Origin of the sequence: Caballeronia glebae (assembly GCF_001545035.1) — a bacterium.
GTDB lineage: Bacteria > Pseudomonadota > Gammaproteobacteria > Burkholderiales > Burkholderiaceae > Caballeronia > Caballeronia glebae.
Genome location: NZ_FCOJ02000087.1, coordinates 1 through 20,823, shown reverse-complemented (window position 1 = coordinate 20,823; position 20,823 = coordinate 1). Strand labels below are relative to the sequence as shown.

Genomic DNA, 20,823 nt, shown 5'->3' with positions numbered 1-20,823 from the left:
GGCGCACAGCGTGCGCCTGCCGCGAACCGTTTCAACGCATCTCAACGCGCGTCGCTGACTGTCGTGTTCATCGTCGTGCCGGCGATCACCGTGTTCTTCAACACGATGTCGTGCACGTTATACGCGTAGATCGGTCCCGGCGTTGCCGCCGTGGCCGGTCCTGCCGCGACCGGCGTGCCGAAATCGCAATCCGTGATCGTCACGCCGGTAATCGCGGGAATCGCCGGTGTGGGCGCCGGGCCGTTGTAGTCGAACGCAACCGGGCCCTGCGCGACGATCGCCTGAAAACACGATCCGTTCACGCCCTTCAGCAACACATTGCTCGCCTTCAGATTCGAGATGTTCACGTTCTGCACGAGCGCGGGCCGCGTGCGGATCGCGTCCTTCGACGGCTGATAATCGCAATCGAAGGTAATGATCCCGCCTTGCGACGCCGACGGATTCGCCGCCGTCGGGCTCGACACACCGAGCGGCACCGTCGAGTTGATCGGGCTGCCCGCGAGCATGCTGCTGCCGTAGCCGGCGGGCGTGAGGCTCACGCCGTTGGGCAGCGTCACATTGTCGACGTAAAAGTCCTTCACGAAGCCGCCGCGATTCATGTTCGTCTTGATGCGAATCGCGATGTTCAGCGAATTCGTCGCCCAGAACTTATTGAGCATCTGCAGATTGCGCGCGTAGATCCGCTGCACGCCGCCGCCCATTTCGCTGCCGAGCGTGATGCCGCCGTGACCGCTGTTCATCGTGCAATTCTGGATGACGTGGTTCTGCGCCGGTCCGTATTGCGTGTCGAGATCCTTGCCCGACTTGATCGCGATGCAGTCGTCGCCGGTGTTGAACGTCACGTTTTCGCACAGCACCGTGTCGCAGGCATCGGGATCGAAGCCGTCGTTGTTCGGGCCGATGCTGTCGACGGTCACGCCGCGCATCACGACGTTGCGGCAATCGGTCGGATGATGCTGCCAGAAGGGCGTGTTGTTCGTGCGATAGGTTTGCATCAGCACGTTCGTGCAGCCGATGAATTCCACCATGCACGGCCGCAGAAAATGGCCGATGCCGAAGATGCGCTTCTCGATCGCGACGCCCGCCTCCGAGAGCGCGGGCAGATAGTTCTGGTCCTGTTGCCAGGGCGTGGCGGGATCGGTGAGCCTGGCGTAGAGCGTCTCGGAGATGCCGGGCACGGCGGTTTTCAGATCGACGTTGTTCGTGTTGCTCGATGCCTGCGATGGCGTCGACGAATTCACGCAGCCGTACACGCCGGTATTTCCTTTCCATGTCCACCAGCACGTTGCGGTGTTGCCGCTGCCGGCGAAAGCGTCATCGCCTGGCCGTTGAGCACGGAGGTGTCGCCTTCGCCCGTGACCGCGATGTTGTTCTGGTTGCGCGCATAGACCGGCGGGCCGTAGTTGAGGCAGTCGTTCGCCTGCCAGCGGCTGTAGTAGAGCTTGCCGTTCGCGCCGCAATCGACCGGGCCGTCTTTCGCGTAGTCGGCGGGATTCGGGCTGAAGTAGATCGTGCAATTCGCGCTCAGATGAAAGTCGACGTTCGACAGCAGGACGATCGGTCCTGCGCAATACCACGTTCCAGCCGGCACGACGACGTGGCCGCCGCCCGCCGCGTTGCATGCCGCGATGGCCGCGAGAAACGCGGGGCGCGAGTCGAACGAGCCGGGCGCGTTGGTCTGGTCGGCGCCGGTGCTCAATGGCGACTTCGCCGGATCGGTGTAGGGGTTCGCCGCCGCGACGACCGCGCAGGGCTTCGCGCCGTAATCGGTGACGAGGAACTGGCGGCCTGGAAACATCGCCGTCGAGACGCTTTGAAGCGCGTTCACGATTTGTGTCGCCGAACCGGACGGGCCCCAGATCGGGTCTTGCGCGGCGGGCGGTGTGGTTGCGCCGGAATCGGAGTCATCATGACCGCCACAGGCGGCGAGCGTGCCGAATGTGCCCATCGCGCCGAGCAGCGGGGCGCTCGCGGACAGGCCGGCGAACTTCACGAACGCACGGCGCGCGCGGTTATGAGGATGCTTCATCGAATGTCTCCTGTTCCGGTTCGTCCGGTAATTTATGGGATGTCGTATGACTGGGAGCGGTGCCGACCGTCTCTGCCCGCTCAAACCATGCATCGAGGCGCGCGTGATTCAGGGCAAACGTTAGCGGACGAGCCTGAAGGCCGTCAACTTGGTGCTAACGAGTACGTCGGAAATATCGGACGTCATATGTGACGACGCCCGGAAAAAACTGCCTCAGGTCGCCTTCTTGATGACGATCCGCGCTTCCAGTCCGCCGCCTTCCCGATGATGCAGCGTGAGCGACGCATCCATCGCGAGCGTAAGTTGGCGCGCGATCGCGAGACCCAGGCCGGTGCCGCCCGTTTGCCGGTTGCGCGAATCTTCCAGCCGCACGAACGGCTCGAACACCGCCTCCAGCGATTCCTCCGGAATGCCCGGCCCGCGATCGAGCACTGAAATGACGGCGCGTCCGTCGCGCGTGGCGACTTCGATTTCCGCCGCGCCCGCGTACTTGATCGCGTTATCGACGAGATTACCGACGACGCGCTTCAATGCCTGCGGCGGTGCCATCAGCGCGCCGCCGATGCTGCCGGAAAGCGTCACCGATTGCCCGGCATCGAGATAATCGTCGACGATGCTTTCGATGAGCGCGTCGGCCTCGATGCGGCGCGGCGCCTCGTTCGTGCCGTGCAGCGTGCGCGCGTAGGTCACGCCTTCCTTCACGAGCGATTCCATCTCCTTCAGATCCTGCTGAAGCTTCGCGCCGGTCGACTCGTCGTCCATGACGTCGACGCGCAGCCGCATGCGCGTGATCGGCGTCTGCAAGTCGTGCGTGATCGCCGCGAGGATCTGCATGCGCTGGGTCATGTACATCGAGACGCGGTCCTGCATCGCGTTGAACGCCTTCGCGGCGCGCGCGACTTCTTCCGGCCCGGATTCGGGCAGACGCTCGGCCTTGAGGTCGGGGCCGAGCGTATCGGCGGCTTTGGCGAGGCGCTTGAGCGGGCCGGTCGCGAGGCGCACCGCGAGCCAGCAGCACGCGCCGAGCACGATCAGTTGCAACGTCAGGACCAGCGGCAGCCAGCCGGAGAGCGGCATGCCGACCACCGGACGCATGTCGATGGTGAGCGGCGAGCCGTCCGAGAGCTTCAGATGCACCTGAAAACGCTCCTTGTCGCCGGGCACGGCGTTGATCGTCAGTGGATAACGCTTGCCGATGCCCGCGCCCATCGCGCGCGCGAAACGCGCCGACAACGCGGCATCCGGCGGCGCGCCGCTTGCGTCGGTCACGCCCGGTCCGAGGATGAATTCGTAGCTGCGCCGCCCGAGACGCGGCAGCCACTGCGCGCGTTCGTCCGGCGGCAGATGATCGAGCAGCGCGACCGAACTCGCGACCTCGCGCTCGACGTAACCCGTCATCATGGTGGTCATGGATTCGTCGCGCTCGTGCATCGTCAGAAGAAACGAGAAGGTCTGCGCAAGCGCCAGTCCGACGACGAGTATCAGCGCAAGCCGCGCGAACAGCGTGCGCGGCCAGTGCAGCGGTGAAGTCGGGGAAACCGTGCTCATCGGGAAGACTCGACCGGTTTGACTTCGGCGGAGAAGACATAGCCTTCGCTGCGCAGCGTCTTGATGTAACGCGGCTCGCGCGCCGTGTCGCGCAGCCGCTGACGCAGGCGCGACACGAGCAGGTCGATTGAGCGGTCGAAGGCATCGGCCTGGCGGCCTTGTGTCAGATTCAGCAATTGATCGCGCGTGAGCACGCGCTGGGCGTTGTCGAGAAACACGCGCAGCAGCCGGTATTCCGCGCCCGAGAGCGCGACCATCGTGCCTTCGGCGTCGAGCAGATGACGCGCGGTCGTGTCGAGACGCCAGTCGCCGAAGCCCAGCATCTGCGAGGATTCGGCGACTTCCATTCCCGGCGGCAACATGCGCGTGCGGCGCAGCACCGAACGGACGCGCGCGAGCAGTTCGCGCACGGCGAAGGGCTTGGGAAGGTAATCGTCGGCGCCCATTTCGAGGCCGAGAATGCGGTCGGCTTCTTCATTGCGCGCGGTGAGCATGAGCACCGGCACATGGCGGAACTTGCCCGCGCGCAGCTCGCGGCACAGCACGAGGCCGTCCTCGCCGGGCAACATCAGATCGAGCACGATCAGATCCGGCGCGCCTTGCGCCTCCAGCACGGCGCGCATCTGCCGGCCGTTCGCCGCGAGCGACACGCGCATGCCGTTTTTTTCAAAGTACGTGGCGAGCAGTTCGCGGATGCCGCGATCGTCGTCGACGATCAATACGTGATCAGAGGTTTCCATCGATGGATCGTTGTCGTTGACGCTTGAGTTGCACCCGGCTCGGGCTGACCAGCAGACACTGAACCGGATGGGCCATTTCCGTCGCGATCCCGCCGATGAGAAAGGCGAGGACCGCCAGCATGCGTTTCATTCGAAGCTCCCGCCGATGATGCGATGTCTGCGTTATAGCGCGCTTCGGCGGACGTTTTGTATCGCAGTGTATCCCGCATGTCGCGCGATACATAACGTTGCGCAACACGCCTTTTGCCGACACAAGCGCGATACGCGCGCGCAGTCCAATGCGTTCATGCCGATGCGAACGTCGGCTTGCCGGAGCGATGTGTCCATCTCACGCCGCTCCGATCTCCAATGCATTCAAAAGGACTTCGTCATGCTCGCCGCCATCAAAAACGCCGCCGTGTGCGCGGGAATCGCCGCTTGCGCCGCCATCGCGCCCGCGCACGCCGCGCCCGCAAGCGCTCACATCAATGAGAACGTTGCGCCGGAATTCGCCGGCATCGATCAGTGGCTCAACAGCGAGCCGCTCACGCTTGCGCAGTTGCGCGGCAAGGTCGTGCTCGTCGATTTCTGGACCTTCGCGTGCGGCAACTGCGTGAACACGCTGCCCGCCGTGAAATCGTGGAATCAGAAGTACAAGGACAAAGGGCTCGTCGTGGTCGGCGTGCATACGCCCGAGTTTCCGTTCGAGCGCGACACGAACAACGTGAAGCGCGCGATCGGGCGATTCGGGATCACGTATCCCGTCGCGCTGGACAACCATTACAAGACGTGGGCGGCCTACGACAACCAGTATTGGCCGGCGTTCTATCTCATCGACAAGCACGGACGCGTGGCCTACACGCACTTCGGCGAGGGCGATTACGCGCAGACCGAAGCCGCGATCGGGAAGCTGCTGGCCGAGCGCTAGGCGGCGTTCTGTATCGCAATGTATCTGCAACGCACGCGATACAAAACATTGCATAAGGCCGGCATCGCGGACACAAGCCAGATACGTGCAGGCCTTCAAATACACACAACGACGGCTCGCGAGTGAAGCGCAAGACGAACATCCGCGAAGCCCGAGCGCCGTAACTCATTCAACCGACCGATTTATCCGCAAGGAGAAACACCATGAAATCCACGATCGTTGCTTTCGCTCTCGTCGCCGGCGCCATGACCGGTATCGCTCACGCCGCCGTGAACAACGAGCCGGTGAACGTGCAGACCGCACAAGCCGTGGCGAACCACGCGTATGCCGGCAAGACGCGCGCCGAAGTGAAGCGCGAGCTGGCTCAGGCGCAACGCGACGGACAGATCGCCGCATTGCGCAGTCTCTATCAAGGCAGTTGATTCGCTAGCTAACCAATTTTCGAATTCACGCACCAGAGGCCCGATCATGATCAAGCAATTCGTCACCGCCGCACTCATCGCCGTCAGCGCCGTCGCCGCCGGTTCCGCATTCGCCAGCAGCGGCTACGGTCCCGCGCCGCACTACGATCCGCTCGCGGGTGCGCCTGCATCGCAGCGCGGCCTGAGCGCGCAGACCATCGCCAGTGAAAGCGTCGCGCCGGCGCAGGCATACGGCGGCATGAGCGACACGGTTTCGCAATCGGGCGCGCGCGGCGTGGCCGTGAGCGACGTCGCCCGGCTCTTTGCGCATCACTAACACTAAGCCCGTCAACTTTCGAACCAACACGAGGAACGCATCATGACCCAGATCGACACCGTCCTGTACACCGGCAAAACCCGCGTCGTCGGAGGCCGCGAAGGCCATGCGAAAAGCACCGATGGCCGTCTCGACGTAAAACTCTCGCCGCCCGGATCGGCGGGCGCGGGCACCAATCCCGAACAGATGCTCGCGGCGGGCTGGTCGGCGTGCTTCATCGGCGCGATGGGCAAGGCCGCCGCGAAGCTGAAGACGCGTCTGCCGGCCGATACCGCCGTCGACGCGGAAGTGGACCTCGGCATGAACGGCGATGCGTATCTGTTGCGCGCGCGCCTGAACGTGAGCCTGCCGGGGATCGAGCGCGCGCTGGCGCAGGAGATCGCGCAAATGGCGCATCAGACCTGCCCGTACTCGAAGGCGCTGAAGAGCAACATCGACGTGACGATCACGGTCGTCTGACGCGTTTCATCCGCGCGATTCGCTCCGGCAGGCTGGCGCTTCATCGATCAAGCGAAGCACCGAGCCGGCATGGACCGAATCGACGCGATGAAAGTCTTGATCGGCACGCTGGACGAAGGCAGTGCGGCGGGCGCGGGGCGATCGCCTTCCTCGAAGCGCATAAGGGCTGCGCGCTGCTCCGTCGCACGACGCGCACGATCAAGCTTTCCAAAGCCGGCGAACGTTACGTCGCCGCCTGCCGATCGTGCACGAACGCTCCGCGCCACGCGTTTGCCTAACTGTCGCGCGACGGGTCCGCGTTGCCGCTGCTGTACAACGGCGCGGTCTTGCCGCCGGCGATGCTGTTGCCGACGGCCTGCAGATCGAGCGAAGGCGCTTTTGCGAGCAGCACATAAGCGAGCCGGTTCGCGCGCCACGTGACCGTCTTCATTTCGCCGACCTGACCGGCGCGCACCGGCGCATCGCCCTCGTTTTCCTCGATCACGCACAGGGCGACCGGATCGCCGCGTTCGGGCAGATACACCATCTGAATCAGCGGACGGTCGTGATAATTCAGGCGCTGTACGCGCTTGAACTTGAGACCCACCTGACGCAGATCGGGAACGTCGATCGGCATGCCGTCGCGCTGATGGATATCGGCGAGCACCTGTTCCGTGCTGACTTTGTCCTCCCGGAGATTGGAGACCGTGTCGCGCCCGTAAAGCACCTGATAGTCCGCCACGCTCTGCACCCACGGGTCAACGCCGCGATTCAGCGGATTGAACCCGCCGAGATAGCCCGTGAGCACGCCCGAGCAGATCGCCCCGGCGACGAAGGCCGCGGCCGCCCACTGCATCGAAAAAAGGCGGCCGCCGCGCGACGCCTTGCGCGCTTGCGGCGCGCTGACGCTCACGAGTTCCTCGATACGGCGCGTCAGGCTTTCGGGCACGGGCGGAACCGTCTGCCGGTCATACGCGGCGCGATACGGCAGAACGGACGCCTGCAGCGCCGCGGCCCGCGCCGCGAGTTCGTCGGAGTGCGCGATCGCCGCTTCGATTTCCGCGCGCTGTTCCGGCGAGAGCTCGCCGTCCACATAGGACATCAGCAGCGAATCATCGACATTCATCATAAGGATTCTCCTTTTCTAGCCGACGCTGGCGCCTGCACGCTGAATTTCTGACCGATCGTAAGCCGCGCGCGCGACAGCCGGCTCATGATCGTGCCGATGGGCACGTCGAGCACCTCGGCCGCCTCGCGATAGCTGAGGCCTTCGATCGCCACCAGCACCATCACGACGCGCTGCGCTTCCGGCAACGCCTCGACCGCGTCGATCACCTGGCGATGCAGCAAATCCAGCTCCGGATTGCGCGCGGAAGGATCGGCGAACGACTCGATTTCCTCGTCCTGCCAGTCCATGCTGCCGCGATTGCGAATCGAACGGGCGCGCAGTTCGTTCATCCAGGTCGAATGCACGATCGAAAAAAGCCAACTGAGCGCCGAAGTGCCCGGCTGAAGCTGATTACGCCGCTCCAGCGCCCGCACGCACGCGCGCTGCACGAGGTCCTCCGCGTCATGCGGATTCTGCGTGAGCCTCAGCGCGAATCGCCAGAGCCGCGGCAATAACGTCGGCAGGACGGTCGGCAGGTCGTCGTCGTTCATCTGGGCAGCTCCTGACATGGGCGCGCTCATGATTGACAACACTCCAGAGGCGAATCTATTCCACTTTTTTTTCGCGTTTTTTTGCGGAATAAGCAGGCGAGGGCGGCTGTTTTCGGGTCACGGAACGCGCAACGAAGCGCACTCGAACCACCGAATAGGAGACAGATCATGGAGACCCTCCTCGACCGGGCCCGTCAGGCAGGCATGGCGGTCATGCTGGACGCGTGCATCGGACGCGAACGTTTTCATAGCATAGCCGGTTCGACGGCAACGCTCGCACGATTTGCGCAGCTTTGCGAAACACCGGCGGTGGATCGCGACACGCTCATGCACTGGGCGGCGCTCTGCGAACGCGGCGATATGCCGGCCGTGGCGGCGGCAATAGAACGGACGCTCGGCGAACGAGCCAGCGCGTGAATCCAGGCTGATGCGTGGCTCGAAAAAACGCATCGAAGCAACGTCAAAAATTAGCAATACGAAGTAACGCGGGTAATCAGAAGAAAGCTCGCAAACCACGCTTCGCGATTCGATTCGATCGGACGCGACGCGAATTGAACCGTGCCGGAAGGCGCGCATTTTTGGAGACTGACATGGCTGTAGATATGTTTCTCAAGCTGGGCGACATCAAGGGCGAATCGCTGGCGGTGGGGCACACCGAAGAGATCGAGGTGCTGAGCTGGTCGTGGGGATGCTCGCAGACGGGCACGACGCACACCGGCACGGGCGGCGGCACCGGGACCGCGTCGGTGCAGGACCTCACGATCAGCAAATACGTCGACAAGAGTTCGCCCACCATCGTGCAGTCGTGCTGCCAGGGCGTACACATGCCGGAAGCCGTGCTCACGTTGCGCAAGGCGGGCGGCAACGAGCCGGTCGAATATCTGAAGATCACGCTCAAGGAAGTGCTCGTCAGCAGCCACTCGGTGGGTTCGGGCGGCGGAGATCAGGTGGCCGAGAGCATCACGCTGAACTTCGCGCAATTCAACATGGAGTATCAGCCGCAGGACAACACCGGCGCGAAGAAGGGCGGCGTGGTGACGGGCAAATGGAACATCCCGAAGAACACGGCGAATTGCGATTCCGGCCCGGGCGCGAGCCCGAGTTCGAGCTCCAGCTCGCGCGGATCGTCGTCGCCGCGTCCCTGATAGCCCGCCTTCCATTCGACGCGCCTTGCGGACATCGCCATGAATCACGCAGACATTGCAGCCTGGCTCACCGACCTCACGCCGGATTCTCCGTGCGGCGAGGACGAAGAGTACAGCGCCGACTTTCGCTCGCTGGAAGAGGCGCTCGCCGGCAAGCCCGACGCCCAGTACGGCGGCACCGTGATCGCCGCGACGCCGCCCGACTGGACGCTCGCGCACTCGCTCTCGACGACCCTGCTCGGACGCACGCGCGATCTGCGCGTGGCGGTGCACTACACGCGTTCGAGCATGATCCGCGAGGGTTTCACGGGCCTGGCGCGCGGCCTCGCGCTGATCGAAGGGCTGCTCGATCTGCACTGGCGCGGCGTGCATCCGCAACTCGACGCGAGCGACGGCGACGATCCGACCGCGCGGGTCAACGCGCTATCGGCACTCGTCGACGGCGCGGGGCTCGCGGGCGAGTTGCGCGACGTGCCCTTCGTGGCGCCGCGTGGCCAGCGCGGTTTCTCGCTGCACGCGCTCGATGTGCTGGCGGGCGAAGCGCCGATTTTCGAAGGCGACGAGATGCCGACGCTCGCGGCCATCGATGCGGCGTTCGCGCAAGCGGGCATCGACGAGGCGCGGGCGATGGGCGAGGCCCTTGCGTCGGCGTGTGCCTCGCTCGCGAAGATCGAGAGCACGTTGACCGGGCGCGTGGGGCCGTCGCGCGCGCTCGATTTCGGGCCGCTCGCGCGGCCGCTTCAACGCATCGCGGAGTTCGTGGCGGCGCATACGGGGGAACGGGGCGGTGCGATGGAGACCAGCAGCAGTGAAGAGGGCGCGGGTTCCGGTCCGGCGACGCATCGCGCCGCCGCGTCGGGACCCGCCACGCCCCGGCGCATCGCGAACGCGCGCGACGTGAACGACGCGCTCGACGCGATCTGCGCGTACTACGCCGAATGCGAGCCGTCGAGTCCGTTGCCCGTGTTGTTGCAGCGCGCGCGCAGGCTGGTCGGCAAGAGTTTTATCGAAATCATCGAGGACGTCGCGCCGGACGGCGCACATCAATTCAGGCATCTGGGCGGGGTCGTCTGACCGGTCTCAGGCATAAACAAAGGAGTGGACAGCATGGCCAAGGAAAGCAGTCAGAAATTCATCGCGCGCAATCGTGCGCCGCGCGTGCAGATCGAATACGACGTCGAGATATACGGCTCGGAGAAGAAGGTCAACTTGCCCTTCGTGATGGGCGTGCTAGCAGATCTGTCGGGACAGCCCGCCGAACCGCTCGCGCCCGCCGCCGAGCGCAAGTTCCTCGAAATCGACGTGGACAACTTCGACGAGCGTCTCAAGTCGATGAAGCCGCGCGTCGCCGTGCAAGTGCCGAACACGCTGACGGGCGACGGCAACGTCGCGGTCGATCTGACCTTCGAGAGCATGGACGACTTCACGCCCGCCGCGATCGCGCGCAAGGTCGAACCGCTGCGGCAATTGCTGGAAGCGCGCACGCAACTGGCGAACCTGCTGACCTACATGGACGGCAAGACCGGCGCCGAAGCGTTGATCGCCCGGCTGCTGGAAGAGCCCGCGTTGATGAAGGCGCTCGCCTCGCAACCTCGTCCGCACGACGACGCAGACCAACCCGCCACCGGAGCATGACGCGATGAACGATCTCAGCATCCAGCACCAGACCCGCGCGGCCGCGATGGAGACGGCCCCCGAACTCGACGATTTCTCCACGCTGCTGCAAAAGGAATTCAAGCCGAAGTCCGAGCGTGCCCGCGACGCCGTCGAGAACGCGGTGCGCACGCTCGCGGAGCAGGCATTGCGCGATACCGGCGTGATTTCCGGCGACGTCCTCGCGACCATCGAGGCGCTGATCGCGCAGATCGATCAGGCGCTTACCGGGCAGATCAACCTGATTCTGCACAGCGAGTCGTTCCAGCAGGTCGAGAGCGCATGGCGCGGCCTGCATTACCTCGTGAACAACACGGAGACCGACGAGTCGTTGAAGATTCGCGTGCTGAACATCTCGAAGCCGGAACTGCACAAGACGCTGAAGAAGTATCGCGGCGTCGCGTGGGATCAGAGCCCGCTTTTCAAGAAGCTTTACGAGGAAGAGTACGGCCAGTTCGGCGGCGAGCCCTACGGCGCGCTGGTCGCCGATTACTACTTCGATCACAGCGGCCCCGATGTCGATCTGCTCACGCAGATCGCGAAGATCGCGGCGGCGGCCCATGCGCCGTTCATCGCGGGCGCGGACCCGGCCGCGCTCTTGATGGAATCGTGGCAGGAACTCGCCAATCCGCGCGATCTGACCAAGATCTTCCAGACGCCGGAGCATGCCGCGTGGCGCTCGCTGCGCGATTCGGAAGACTCGCGCTACATCGGTCTCGCGATGCCGCGTTTTCTCGCGCGCGCGCCCTACGGCGCCAAAACCGATCCGGTCGAGGCGTTCGATTTCGAGGAAGACACCGCCGGCGCGAACAGCGACAAATACGCGTGGGCGAACGCATCGTATGCAATGGCCGCGAACATCACGCGCTCGTTCAAGATCTCCGGCTGGTGCTCGCGTATTCGCGGCGTCGAGTCGGGCGGCGCGGTCGAAGGCCTGCCGGTGCACGCGTTTCCCACCGACGATGGCGGCGTCGACATGAAATGCCCGACCGAGATCGCGATCAGCGACCGGCGCGAGGCGGAACTCGCCAAGAACGGTTTCATGCCGCTCGTGCACAAGAAGAACTCGGACTTCGCGGCATTCATCGGCGCGCAATCGCTGCACAAGCCGGCCGAATACGAAGATCCCGACGCCACCGCCAACGCGAATCTCGCGGCGCGCCTGCCGTATCTCTTCGCTTGCTGCCGCTTTGCGCACTATCTGAAGTGCATCGTGCGCGACAAGCTCGGTTCGTTCAAGGAACGTGACGACATGGAGCGCTGGCTGCAGAACTGGATTCTTCAATACGTCGATGGCGATCCCACGCACTCCTCCGACGACACCAAGGCGCGCAAGCCGCTCGCCGACGCGCAAGTCATCGTGGAGGAAGTGGCGGGCAATCCGGGCTACTACGCGTCGAAGTTCTTCCTGCGTCCGCACTACCAGCTCGAAGGTCTCACGGTGTCGCTGCGGCTCGTGTCGAAGTTGCCGACCGCCAAGGCCGCCTGAGCTTCGTCGTGTCCGTCCATTTCGTCTAGAAGGAGCCGCTCATGTCCGAACCTTCCGCCCGTGACCGCCTGCAACCATCGTTGCTCGACCGCCTGACCGATCTCGAACCGCACGCGCGCAACGAGGCGCGCGAGCGTCGCGTGATGTCGGCGCGCGCGCTGCGTGACAGCGTGCAGCGCGACATCGGCTGGCTGCTCAACGCGAGCGGTCTGGGCGAGGGCAACGACGCGGCGAACCTGCCGCATGTCGCGACCTCGGTGCTCAACTACGGTCTGCCGGATCTCGCGGGACGCGACGTCGCCGCGCTCACGGCAGGCGCGCTGGAGCGCACGATTCGCGACGCGCTGTGGGCGTTCGAGCCACGGCTCGCGCGGGAAACGGTGCGCGTGACGGCGCTCGATAATGCGAACGGCGCGAAGGGCATGAGGAGCGGCCATGTGATCTGCTTCGAGATCGAGGCGGACATGTGGTCGCAACCGTATCCCGAGCGATTGTTCCTGCGCACGGAACTCGATCTCGAAGCGGGCGAGGTGCGCGTGTCCGACGCATCGGCCGCGCGCGCCGGATCGTCGGCCGGGGAGCAACAGGCATGAATCCCGCGTTCCTCAGGTACTACAGCCAGGAGCTTCAGCACGTCCGCGAGATGGGCGGCGAATTTGCCGCCGCGTTTCCGAAGATCGCCGGACGGCTCGCGCTCGATGGGCTCGAATGCGCGGACCCGTATGTCGAGCGGCTGCTGGAAGGCTTCAGCTTTCTCGCCGCGCGCGTGCAGATGAAGCTCGACGCCGAGTTTCCGCGCTTCACGCAGCATTTGCTGGAGCTGGCGTACCCGCACTATCTCGCGCCGACGCCGTCGATGGCGGTCGTCCAGTTGCAAGCCGATCACACGAATCCGCAGCTTGCCGCGAGCGCCGACGGCATCGTCGTGCCGCGTCATACCGCGCTGCGCGGCATGCTCGACAAGTCCGCGTCGACGCGCTGCGAATATCGCACGGCGCATGCGCTGACGCTGTGGCCGGTCGAGATCGCGCAGGCGAAGTTCTTCACGCATGCGGGCTCGCTCAACGCGTCGTCGGCGGCGTTGCCCACGGGCGTCAAGGCGGGATTGCGACTGCGTTTGCGCGCGACTGGATCGCTCGGCTTCGATCGACTTTCGCTGGATCGTCTCGCGCTCTATTTGCGCGGCCCGGACGGTCTGCCCGCGCGCCTGCACGAGCGGCTGCTCGCGCATTGCGTCGGCGTCGCGGTGATGCAGCCGGGCAACGGCGCGAGCGCGGCCACCACGCTCGCCGTGCTGCCGAAGACCGCGCTGCGGCCGCTCGGTTTCGCCGAAGACGAGGCGCTTCTGCCCGTCGGCCGGCAATCGTTCGACGGCTATCGGCTGTTGCAGGAATATTTCGCCTTCGCGCCGCGCTTCATGTTCGTCGAACTGAACGGATTGCGCGACGCGCTGCGTCACTGCCGCGGCCACGAAGCGGAGATCGTGATCCTGCTCGATCAGGCGGACGCGTCGCTCGAACGCGGCGTCGATGCGTCGAACTTCGCGCTCGACTGCACGCCCGCCGTCAACCTGTTTCGCCGCCGCGCGGACCGCGTCGCGTTGTCGGACACGGAGTTCGAATATCACGTCGTGGTGGATCGCACGCGGCCGATGGACTACGAAATCCATCAGATCGACGAAGTCACCGGCTATGGAGCGGGCGCGGCCGCCGAGAAGCAGTATCGGCCGTTCCACTGCGCGAAGGATCTCGACATGCCGGGCGAGGGCGGCGCGTTCTATCAACTGCGCCGCGAGTCGCGACGCGCGTCGGCGCGGCAGCAGCAGAACGGCGCGCGCAGCAGCTACCTCGGCAGCGAAGCCTTCATTGCGCTGGTCGATGCGGCGAGCGCGCCCGCGAGCGGCGAAGTGCGTCAGCTCGGCATTAGCGCGTGGTGCACGAACCGCGATCTGCCGCTGTCGATGCCCGTCGGCGCGGGCTCGACCGACTTCACGCTCGATGCCGAAGCGCCGGTCGTCGCGGTGCGCTGCGTCGCGGGCCCGAGCCGTCCGCTGCCTTCGTTCGCCGAGGGGCCGGCGGCTTGGCGGCTGCTCGATCATCTTTCGCTTAACTACGCATCTCTCGTCGATGCCAACGAGCAAGAGGGCGCGCGCGCGCTGCGCGAACTGCTCGCGCTCTACTGCCCCGCCGATGACGCCGCCGCGCTCGCCCAGGTCGAAGGGCTGCGTTCGGTGTCGTGCGCGCCGGTCGTGCGCCGTCTGCCTTCGCCGGGACCGATCGTCTACGGACGCGGCCTCGCGATCACGCTGCGCTTCGACGACGCCGCGTTCGAGGGCGCGAGCGCGTTTCTGCTCGGCGCGGTGCTCGCGCAGTTTTTCGCGCAGTACGTGTCGATCAATTCGTTCACCGAGACGCACGTCGCGACGCTCGCGCGCGGTCCGGTCATGCAGTGGCCCGCGAGGACCGGACGATGCGCGACGCTCTGACCATCGACGGCGTGCTCGCGCGCGACGCCCGCCGCTTCGACTTTTTTCAGGCGCTGCGGCTCATCGAGCAGGCGCATGCCGAGCGTCCGCGCCTCGGCCGGTCGCTTGCCGCGCGCGACGACGCCGTGCGGCTTTCGCAAGACCCGGAACTGATCTTCCATCCGACCACGCTCGGCGACTACGTGCCGGGCGAGGACGGCCGGCCCGGCCGTCTCGCGGTGAATTTTCTCGGTTTGCTCGGCCCGAACGGTCCGCTGCCGACGCACCTGACCGCCTACGTGCGCGAGCGCGTGCGCCACGCGAACGATCCGACGCTCGCGCGCTTTCTCGACGTGTTTCATCACCGGATGCTGTCGCTCTTTTATCGCGCATGGGCCGATGCGCAGCCGGTCGTGAGCGCCGACCGTCCACGCGACGATCGCTTTGCGGACTATGTTGGCAGCCTGTTCGGTCTGGGCGCGCCCGCGCTCGCCGGTCGCGACGCCGTGCCCGATTCCGCCAAGCGCCACTTCGCGGGCGTGCTCGCCGCGCCGACGCGCCATGCGGACGGACTGCGGCTGATCCTCGCGCGCTTCTTCGGCGTGAACGTGTCGATCGAGCCGTGGCGCGGCCACTGGATCGCGCTGCCGGAGGACGCCCGCACGCGTCTTTCCGGCGCGCGGCTCGGCGTATCGACGGTCGTCGGCACGCGCGTGTGGGACTGCCAGCACAAGTTCCGCATCGTGATCGGGCCGCTCGGCTACACCGATTTCGTGCGCTTTCTGCCGGGCGGAAAGAGCCTCGCGAAGCTCGCCGACTGGGTTCGCAACTACGTGCGCGATCCGCTCGACTGGGATGTGGCGCTGCATCTGAAGCGCGACGAAGTACCGCCGCTGCGCCTGCAAGGGCACGCGACGAAGGGCGCGCGCCTCGGCTGGAACACCTGGCTCACGAGCGGTGCGCCGGTCCATGACAACCATCGGGTCGTGATCGCCGGGCAGGCGCAAGCGAGCCAAAAGCAAGGAGACTTCTCATGACTGAAATCAGCCGCATGGCGTTGTTCGGCAAGCTCGATCCGCTGGCTTATCGCGCGATCGAAAATGGCGCGGCGTTCTGCAAGCTGCGCGGCAATCCGTATGTCGAAATTGCGCACTGGGTGCATCAGATTCTGCTCGCGGCGGATTCGGATTTGCGCCGCCTCGTGCGTCATTTCGAACTCGACGAGACCGCGCTCGAACGCGATCTGACCGCCGCGCTCGATCGTCTGCCGCGCGGCGCGACTTCCGTCTCCGATATCTCGGCGCAAGTCGATGAAGCCGTCGAGCGCGGCTGGGTCTTCGGCTCGCTGATGTTCAACGCCGCGAAGGTGCGCACCGGGCACCTCGTGATCGGCATGTTGCGCACGCCGAACCTGCGCAATGCGCTCTACGCGCTCTCGCGACAGTTCGAGAAGATCAGCTTCGATGCGCTTTCCGCACGCTTCGACGCGCTGCTCGACGGCTCGCCCGAAGCGCACGTCGCGCCTGACGCCGCGTCGGCCAAGTCGGCCGCGTCCGCCGCGCCGCTCGCCGGGAACGATGCGCTTGCCCGCTACACCGTCGATCTCACCGCCGAGGCGCGCGAAGGCAAGCTCGATCCCATCGTCGGACGCGACATGGAGATTCGTCAGGTCATCGACATTCTCATGCGCCGCCGCCAGAACAATCCGATTCTCACGGGCGAGGCGGGCGTCGGCAAGACGGCGGTGGTGGAAGGTTTCGCGCAGCGCGTCGTCGCGGGAGACGTGCCGCCCGCGTTGCGCGATGCCGTCGTGCGCACGCTCGATGTCGGCTTGTTGCAAGCGGGCGCGAGCGTGAAGGGCGAATTCGAGAATCGCCTCAAGCAGGTGATCGAATCGGTGCAGGCTTCGGACAAGCCGGTGATTCTTTTCATCGACGAGGCGCATACGCTCGTCGGCGCGGGCGGCGCGGCCGGCACAGGCGACGCCGCCAACCTGCTCAAGCCCGCGCTCGCTCGCGGCACGCTGCGCACCATCGCCGCGACTACGTGGGTCGAATACAAGAAGCACATCGAGAAAGACCCGGCGCTCACGCGGCGCTTTCAGGTGGTCAAGGTGCCGGAGCCTTCCGAGGCGAACGCGATCGCGATGATGCGCGGCCTTGTGCGCAAGATGGAGCGGCATCACGGCGTGCAGGTGCTCGACGAGGCGCTGGAGGCGGCCGTGAAGCTCTCGCATCGCTTCATTCCCGCGCGCCAGTTGCCCGACAAGGCCGTGAGCCTGCTCGACACCGCCTGCGCGCGCGTCGCGGTGAGCCAGCAGGCGCTGCCGCCCGCCATCGACGATGCGCGGCGGCGCATCGAAACGTGGCAGACGGAAAGCGAGATCGTGGCGCGTGAAGCGGCGCTCGGCATCGACACGCAAGAACGCGCCGCCGATGTCGCCGCGCGGCTCGGCGCCGAGCGCGCGCGTCTCGCGGATCTCACCGCGCGCTGGGAAGCGGAGCGCGCCCTCGTCGCGCGGATTCTCGCGGCGCGGCAATCCATCGAGAAGGGCGGCGATGCCGTGACGGTCGAAGAACTGAAGGCATTGACCGATGAACTTGCCGAACGTCAGGGCGAAACGCCGCTGATCCTGCCGGGCGTCGACGCGCACGCGGTCGCGTCCGTGGTGCAGGACTGGACCGGCATTCCGGTCGGCCGCATGGTGCGCGACGAAGCCGCGAGCGTGCTCGATCTGGCCGCGACGCTGAACCGGCGCATCGTCGGGCAGGCTCACGCGATGCAGATGATCGCGCGCCGCGTGCAGACCGCGCGCGCCGGTCTCGACGATCCCTGCAAGCCGGTCGGCGTGTTCATGCTGGCGGGCACGTCGGGCGTCGGCAAGACCGAAACCGCGCTCGCGCTCGCCGAGGCGCTGTATGGCGGCGAGGACAACGTCATCACCGTGAACATGAGCGAGTACCAGGAAGCGCATACGGTGTCGCTGCTCAAGGGCGCGCCGCCGGGATACGTCGGCTATGGCGAAGGCGGCGTGCTGACCGAGGCGGTGCGCCGCCGTCCGTACAGCGTCGTGCTGCTCGACGAATTCGAGAAGGCGCATCCGGACGTGCACAAGCTCTTCTTCCAGGTCTTCGACAAGGGCCGCATGGAAGACGGCGAAGGCCGCGAGATCGATTTTTCCAACACGCTGATCCTGCTCACGACGAACGTCGGCACCGAACTGACCACACATCTGTGCGGTGGCGGGCGTGAAGCGCCGTCGCCGGACGAAATCGCGCGGGCGCTGCGCGCGCCGCTCGTCGATGCGTTCCCGCCCGCGTTGCTCGGCCGCGTCGCGGTGATCCCGTACTACCCGCTCGACGACGCGATGCTCCACGCCGTGATCCGCCTGCAACTCGCGCGCATCGGGCGGCGTATAGCGGAGCGGCATCGCGTGAGCTTCATCTACGACGACGCGGTGGTCGCCCAGATCGCGCGGCGCTGCACGGAGTTCGCGAGCGGCGGCCGGATGATCGACGCGATCCTCACCAATACCGTGCTGCCGCGCGTGAGCACGGAATTCCTCGGCCGTCTCGTCGATGGCCGCGACATCGCGAAAGTCGAAGTCGGCGTGCGCGACGGCGACTTCACCTATTCGTTCGATTAAGGAGCCAGCCATGCCACAACAAGTCAGCATGGGCGCGACCTTGCAGTGCTCGTTCGGCATGACGCCGTCCGCGCTCGTCGTGCTGCCCGTGAACCGCGTGCGCTGTGAAGGGCCGATCGCCGCGAACATCATGGATCACGTGCCGCTCGTGAACATCATGCCGTTCGGCATGTGCACGTCGCAGGCGAATCCGGAAGTCGCCGCGGCCACCGCCGCCGCGCTCGGCACGCCGACGCCGATGCCCTGCGTGCCCGCGACCGTCGCGCCGTGGGCGCCAGGCGCGGTCACGGTGATGCTCGGCAATCAGCCGTCGCTCGATAACGTCTCGACCTGCCAGTGCATCTGGGGCGGCGTGGTGACGATCGTCGATCCGGCGACGCGCCAGACGCAAATTCCCTGAAAGGAGGCCACCGATGATGCTCACCGATACCGACCGCATCGCGCAGGTGACTTGCGCGCTCGGCAAGAACGCCCTCGTGCTCTATCGCATGCGCGGACGCGAGGAACTCGGGCGGCTCGCGCAATGGGATCTCGAACTGCTCGCCGATCGCTCGAACCTCGATATCGCGACGATGCTCGGCAGCGACTTCTCGCTGTCGCTGGAGATTCCCGCGGGCGGCAGGCGCGAGTACAACGGCATCGTCACGGCGTTCGAGCTGGCGCGGCCCGCGAGCACGCAACCCAACCGCCCGGCGATGTATCGCGCGACCGTGCGCCCGCGCCTGTGGCTGCTCACGCGCGCGTCGCACTGCCGATTTTTTCATCGGATGACCGTGCCCGCGATCATCGCAAAGGTGCTCAGCGACAATCACATCGACTTCGAGAACAAATGCTCGGCGAACTATCCGAGCCTCGAACACTGCGCGCAATACCGCGAGACGGATTTCGATTTTTTGAGCCGGATCGCCGAGCGCGAAGGCATCTACTACTACGTCGAGCATCAGGGCGGAAAGCATCGGCTGATTCTCACGGATTCGTCGCAGGTACACGGCGCGACGCCGCATTGCGCCGAGTTGCCGTTTCGCGCGCAGCCGGCCACGCCGCACGAGCACGAATGGGTCTATGCATGGTCGGCGGGCGGTGAAGTGGCGACGGGCATCACCGAGATCAACGACTACGACTTCGAGAAGCCGTTGCAATCGGCGCAGCAGGGTCTCGTCGCGCGCGCGGTGCGCAGCACGCATTTCGATCCGGCTGTCTACGCGATGCAGGAGCACGCGCCGGGCTACGCGCGCCACGAAGACGCCGAGCGTCTCGCGCGCGCGCATGTCGAGGCGCATCAGGCGGCCAACGTTTTCGTGAGCGCGCGCACGACCGCGCGTGCAATCTGGCCCGGCGGACTCGTGCGTCTCGCCGGTCATCCGGTTGCGCAGCAGAACGCCGAGCATTTGGTCGTCGCAGCCGAGTACGAACTCAATTCGGATGACTATCTTTCCACGCTCGACGCCCGCGCCCGGCCGCCCGTGTTCGATTGCTCCTTTCGGGCATTGCCGCGCGAGTCAGGTTTTCGCGCGGCGCGCAGCACGCCGCGCGCGTGCGTTGCCGGGCCGCAGACGGCGGTGGTCGTCGGGCCGAAGGGCGAGGAGATTCATACCGACAAATACGGCCGCATCAAGGTGCAGTTCCATTGGGAGCAACTCGCGCCGGAGGCGTCGCGCGAGTCGCTGCAGCGCTGCTGGGTGCGGGTCGCGCAGCCGTGGGCCGGCAAGGGTTACGGCGCGTTCTTTCTGCCGCGCATCGGCCAGGAAGTGCTGGTGCATTTCATCGAGGGCGACCCCGACCAGCCGCTCGTGATCGGCAGCGTCTACAACGCCGCGCAGACCACGCCTTATGAACTCCCGGCGAAGATGGCGCGCACGACGCTCAAGAGCAATTCGACGAAAGGCGGCAACGGTTTCAACGAAATGCGTTTCGACGACAGCAAAGACGCCGAGCAATTGTTCTTCCACGCCGAGCGCGATCTGGAAACCTGGGTGAAGCACGACGCGCTCACGCGTATCGGCCGCGAGCGCCATGTAATCGTCGAGCAGGACGATTACGCGCGCTGCGGCGGCGATCGCAGCGACACCGTGCAGGGCGGCCAGCGCGTGCGGATCGGCGGTAAATATTCGCTCGATGTCGGCGGCGACACGCAACACAAAAGCGGGGCGAATATTTTGGTGGGGGCGGGTGTTAACGTCGATGTGAAGGGCGGGGCCAACGTCACCATCGAGGCCGGCGCGACGCTCACGCTCAAGGCGGGCGGCAACACCATCGTGCTCGGACCGTCCGGCATTGCGATCAACGCGGCCGGGCCGGTGTCGATCGACGGCGTGGTCGTGCAGATCAACTGCGGCGGCGCGGGCGGCGCGGCGGGCGCGGCGAGCG

The 20,823-nt window shown here is 65.7% G+C and carries 20 protein-coding genes and 2 pseudogenes; 16 read left to right on the top strand and 6 right to left on the bottom strand.

Translation table 11 applies throughout. The features are described 5' to 3' along the window. Positions 1-41 precede the first annotated feature (41 nt). The 4 genes and pseudogenes from AWB82_RS33865 to AWB82_RS38130 form a co-directional block, all read right to left on the bottom strand. Positions 42-2,029: pseudogene (locus AWB82_RS33865) on the bottom strand (glycoside hydrolase family 28 protein). Positions 2,030-2,242: 213 nt separating this feature from the next. Continuing rightward, entirely contained in the window at positions 2,243-3,577 is a 1,335-nt protein-coding gene (locus AWB82_RS33860) for an ATP-binding protein (protein ID WP_086973644.1), read from the bottom strand. Next, entirely contained in the window at positions 3,574-4,317 is a 744-nt protein-coding gene (locus tag AWB82_RS33855; protein WP_086973643.1) for a response regulator, read from the bottom strand. The genes AWB82_RS33860 and AWB82_RS33855 overlap by 4 nt, the downstream gene beginning before the upstream one ends. Continuing rightward, complete coding sequence (locus tag AWB82_RS38130; protein WP_200818265.1) at positions 4,304-4,447, bottom strand: hypothetical protein; 144 nt, start codon at positions 4,445-4,447, stop codon at positions 4,304-4,306. The genes AWB82_RS33855 and AWB82_RS38130 overlap by 14 nt, the downstream gene beginning before the upstream one ends. Positions 4,448-4,687: 240 nt before the next feature. Here AWB82_RS38130 and AWB82_RS33850 point away from each other — a divergent pair, with 240 nt between their 5' ends. From AWB82_RS33850 to AWB82_RS38690, 5 genes and pseudogenes are all read left to right on the top strand, one after another. Then, a complete protein-coding gene (locus AWB82_RS33850; RefSeq protein ID WP_086973647.1) occupies positions 4,688-5,224 on the top strand; it encodes a thioredoxin family protein in 537 nt (178 codons plus the stop codon). A gap of 203 nt (positions 5,225-5,427) precedes the next feature. Further along, entirely contained in the window at positions 5,428-5,646 is a 219-nt protein-coding gene (locus AWB82_RS33845) for a DUF4148 domain-containing protein (protein WP_086973642.1), read from the top strand. Between the two features lie 46 nt (positions 5,647-5,692). Next, positions 5,693-5,962: a hypothetical protein gene (locus AWB82_RS33840; RefSeq protein ID WP_086973641.1), complete on the top strand. Its 270-nt coding sequence runs from the start codon at positions 5,693-5,695 to the stop codon at positions 5,960-5,962. Positions 5,963-6,004: 42 nt separating this feature from the next. Beyond that, positions 6,005-6,421 carry an organic hydroperoxide resistance protein gene (locus AWB82_RS33835; protein WP_200818264.1) on the top strand — a complete coding sequence of 139 codons (417 nt, stop codon included), beginning with the start codon at positions 6,005-6,007 and terminating at the stop codon, positions 6,419-6,421. A 69-nt stretch (positions 6,422-6,490) separates the two neighbouring features. Then, positions 6,491-6,663, top strand: a pseudogene (locus AWB82_RS38690) (LysR family transcriptional regulator); the annotation flags it as partial. 32 nt (positions 6,664-6,695) lie between these two features. Here the strand turns inward: AWB82_RS38690 and AWB82_RS33825 are convergent. Both AWB82_RS33825 and AWB82_RS33820 read right to left on the bottom strand, forming a co-directional pair. Continuing rightward, the gene (locus AWB82_RS33825; protein ID WP_235023549.1) at positions 6,696-7,529 is read right to left on the bottom strand and encodes an anti-sigma factor family protein; all 834 of its coding nucleotides are present in this window, start codon (positions 7,527-7,529) and stop codon (positions 6,696-6,698) included. Next, a complete protein-coding gene (locus AWB82_RS33820) occupies positions 7,526-8,059 on the bottom strand; it encodes an RNA polymerase sigma factor (protein ID WP_086973639.1) in 534 nt (177 codons plus the stop codon). Before AWB82_RS33820 ends, AWB82_RS33825 begins: the two co-directional genes overlap by 4 nt. Positions 8,060-8,227: 168 nt before the next feature. On the opposite strand from AWB82_RS33820, the gene AWB82_RS33815 reads away from it, so the two are divergent. From AWB82_RS33815 to AWB82_RS33765, 11 genes are all read left to right on the top strand, one after another. After that, positions 8,228-8,476: a hypothetical protein gene (locus AWB82_RS33815; protein ID WP_086973638.1), complete on the top strand. Its 249-nt coding sequence runs from the start codon at positions 8,228-8,230 to the stop codon at positions 8,474-8,476. A gap of 173 nt (positions 8,477-8,649) precedes the next feature. After that, positions 8,650-9,204: an Hcp family type VI secretion system effector gene (locus AWB82_RS33810; RefSeq protein ID WP_327345959.1), complete on the top strand. Its 555-nt coding sequence runs from the start codon at positions 8,650-8,652 to the stop codon at positions 9,202-9,204. Between the two features lie 39 nt (positions 9,205-9,243). Further along, positions 9,244-10,278, top strand: a complete 1,035-nt coding sequence (tssA, locus tag AWB82_RS33805; RefSeq protein ID WP_086973637.1) for a type VI secretion system protein TssA — start codon at positions 9,244-9,246, stop codon at positions 10,276-10,278. A 33-nt stretch (positions 10,279-10,311) separates the two neighbouring features. After that, positions 10,312-10,839, top strand: a complete 528-nt coding sequence (tssB, locus tag AWB82_RS33800; RefSeq protein WP_086973636.1) for a type VI secretion system contractile sheath small subunit — start codon at positions 10,312-10,314, stop codon at positions 10,837-10,839. Positions 10,840-10,843: 4 nt separating this feature from the next. After that, positions 10,844-12,346, top strand: coding sequence for a type VI secretion system contractile sheath large subunit (gene tssC, locus AWB82_RS33795; protein WP_200818263.1), 1,503 nt, complete (start codon positions 10,844-10,846; stop codon positions 12,344-12,346). Positions 12,347-12,387: 41 nt separating this feature from the next. Continuing rightward, positions 12,388-12,939, top strand: a complete 552-nt coding sequence (tssE, locus tag AWB82_RS33790) for a type VI secretion system baseplate subunit TssE (protein WP_086973635.1) — start codon at positions 12,388-12,390, stop codon at positions 12,937-12,939. Next, positions 12,936-14,831, top strand: a complete 1,896-nt coding sequence (gene tssF / locus AWB82_RS33785) for a type VI secretion system baseplate subunit TssF (protein ID WP_086973634.1) — start codon at positions 12,936-12,938, stop codon at positions 14,829-14,831. Before tssE ends, tssF begins: the two co-directional genes overlap by 4 nt. Beyond that, positions 14,816-15,847, top strand: coding sequence for a type VI secretion system baseplate subunit TssG (gene tssG, locus AWB82_RS33780; RefSeq protein ID WP_086973633.1), 1,032 nt, complete (start codon positions 14,816-14,818; stop codon positions 15,845-15,847). Before tssF ends, tssG begins: the two co-directional genes overlap by 16 nt. Then, the gene (gene tssH, locus AWB82_RS33775; protein ID WP_086973632.1) at positions 15,844-18,456 is read left to right on the top strand and encodes a type VI secretion system ATPase TssH; all 2,613 of its coding nucleotides are present in this window, start codon (positions 15,844-15,846) and stop codon (positions 18,454-18,456) included. Before tssG ends, tssH begins: the two co-directional genes overlap by 4 nt. Before the next feature lie 10 nt (positions 18,457-18,466). Further along, the gene (locus AWB82_RS33770; protein ID WP_086973631.1) at positions 18,467-18,856 is read left to right on the top strand and encodes a DUF4280 domain-containing protein; all 390 of its coding nucleotides are present in this window, start codon (positions 18,467-18,469) and stop codon (positions 18,854-18,856) included. 13 nt (positions 18,857-18,869) lie between these two features. Beyond that, on the top strand, positions 18,870-20,823 hold a 1,954-nt coding region (locus tag AWB82_RS33765; RefSeq protein WP_086973630.1), incomplete at its 3' end, for a type VI secretion system Vgr family protein.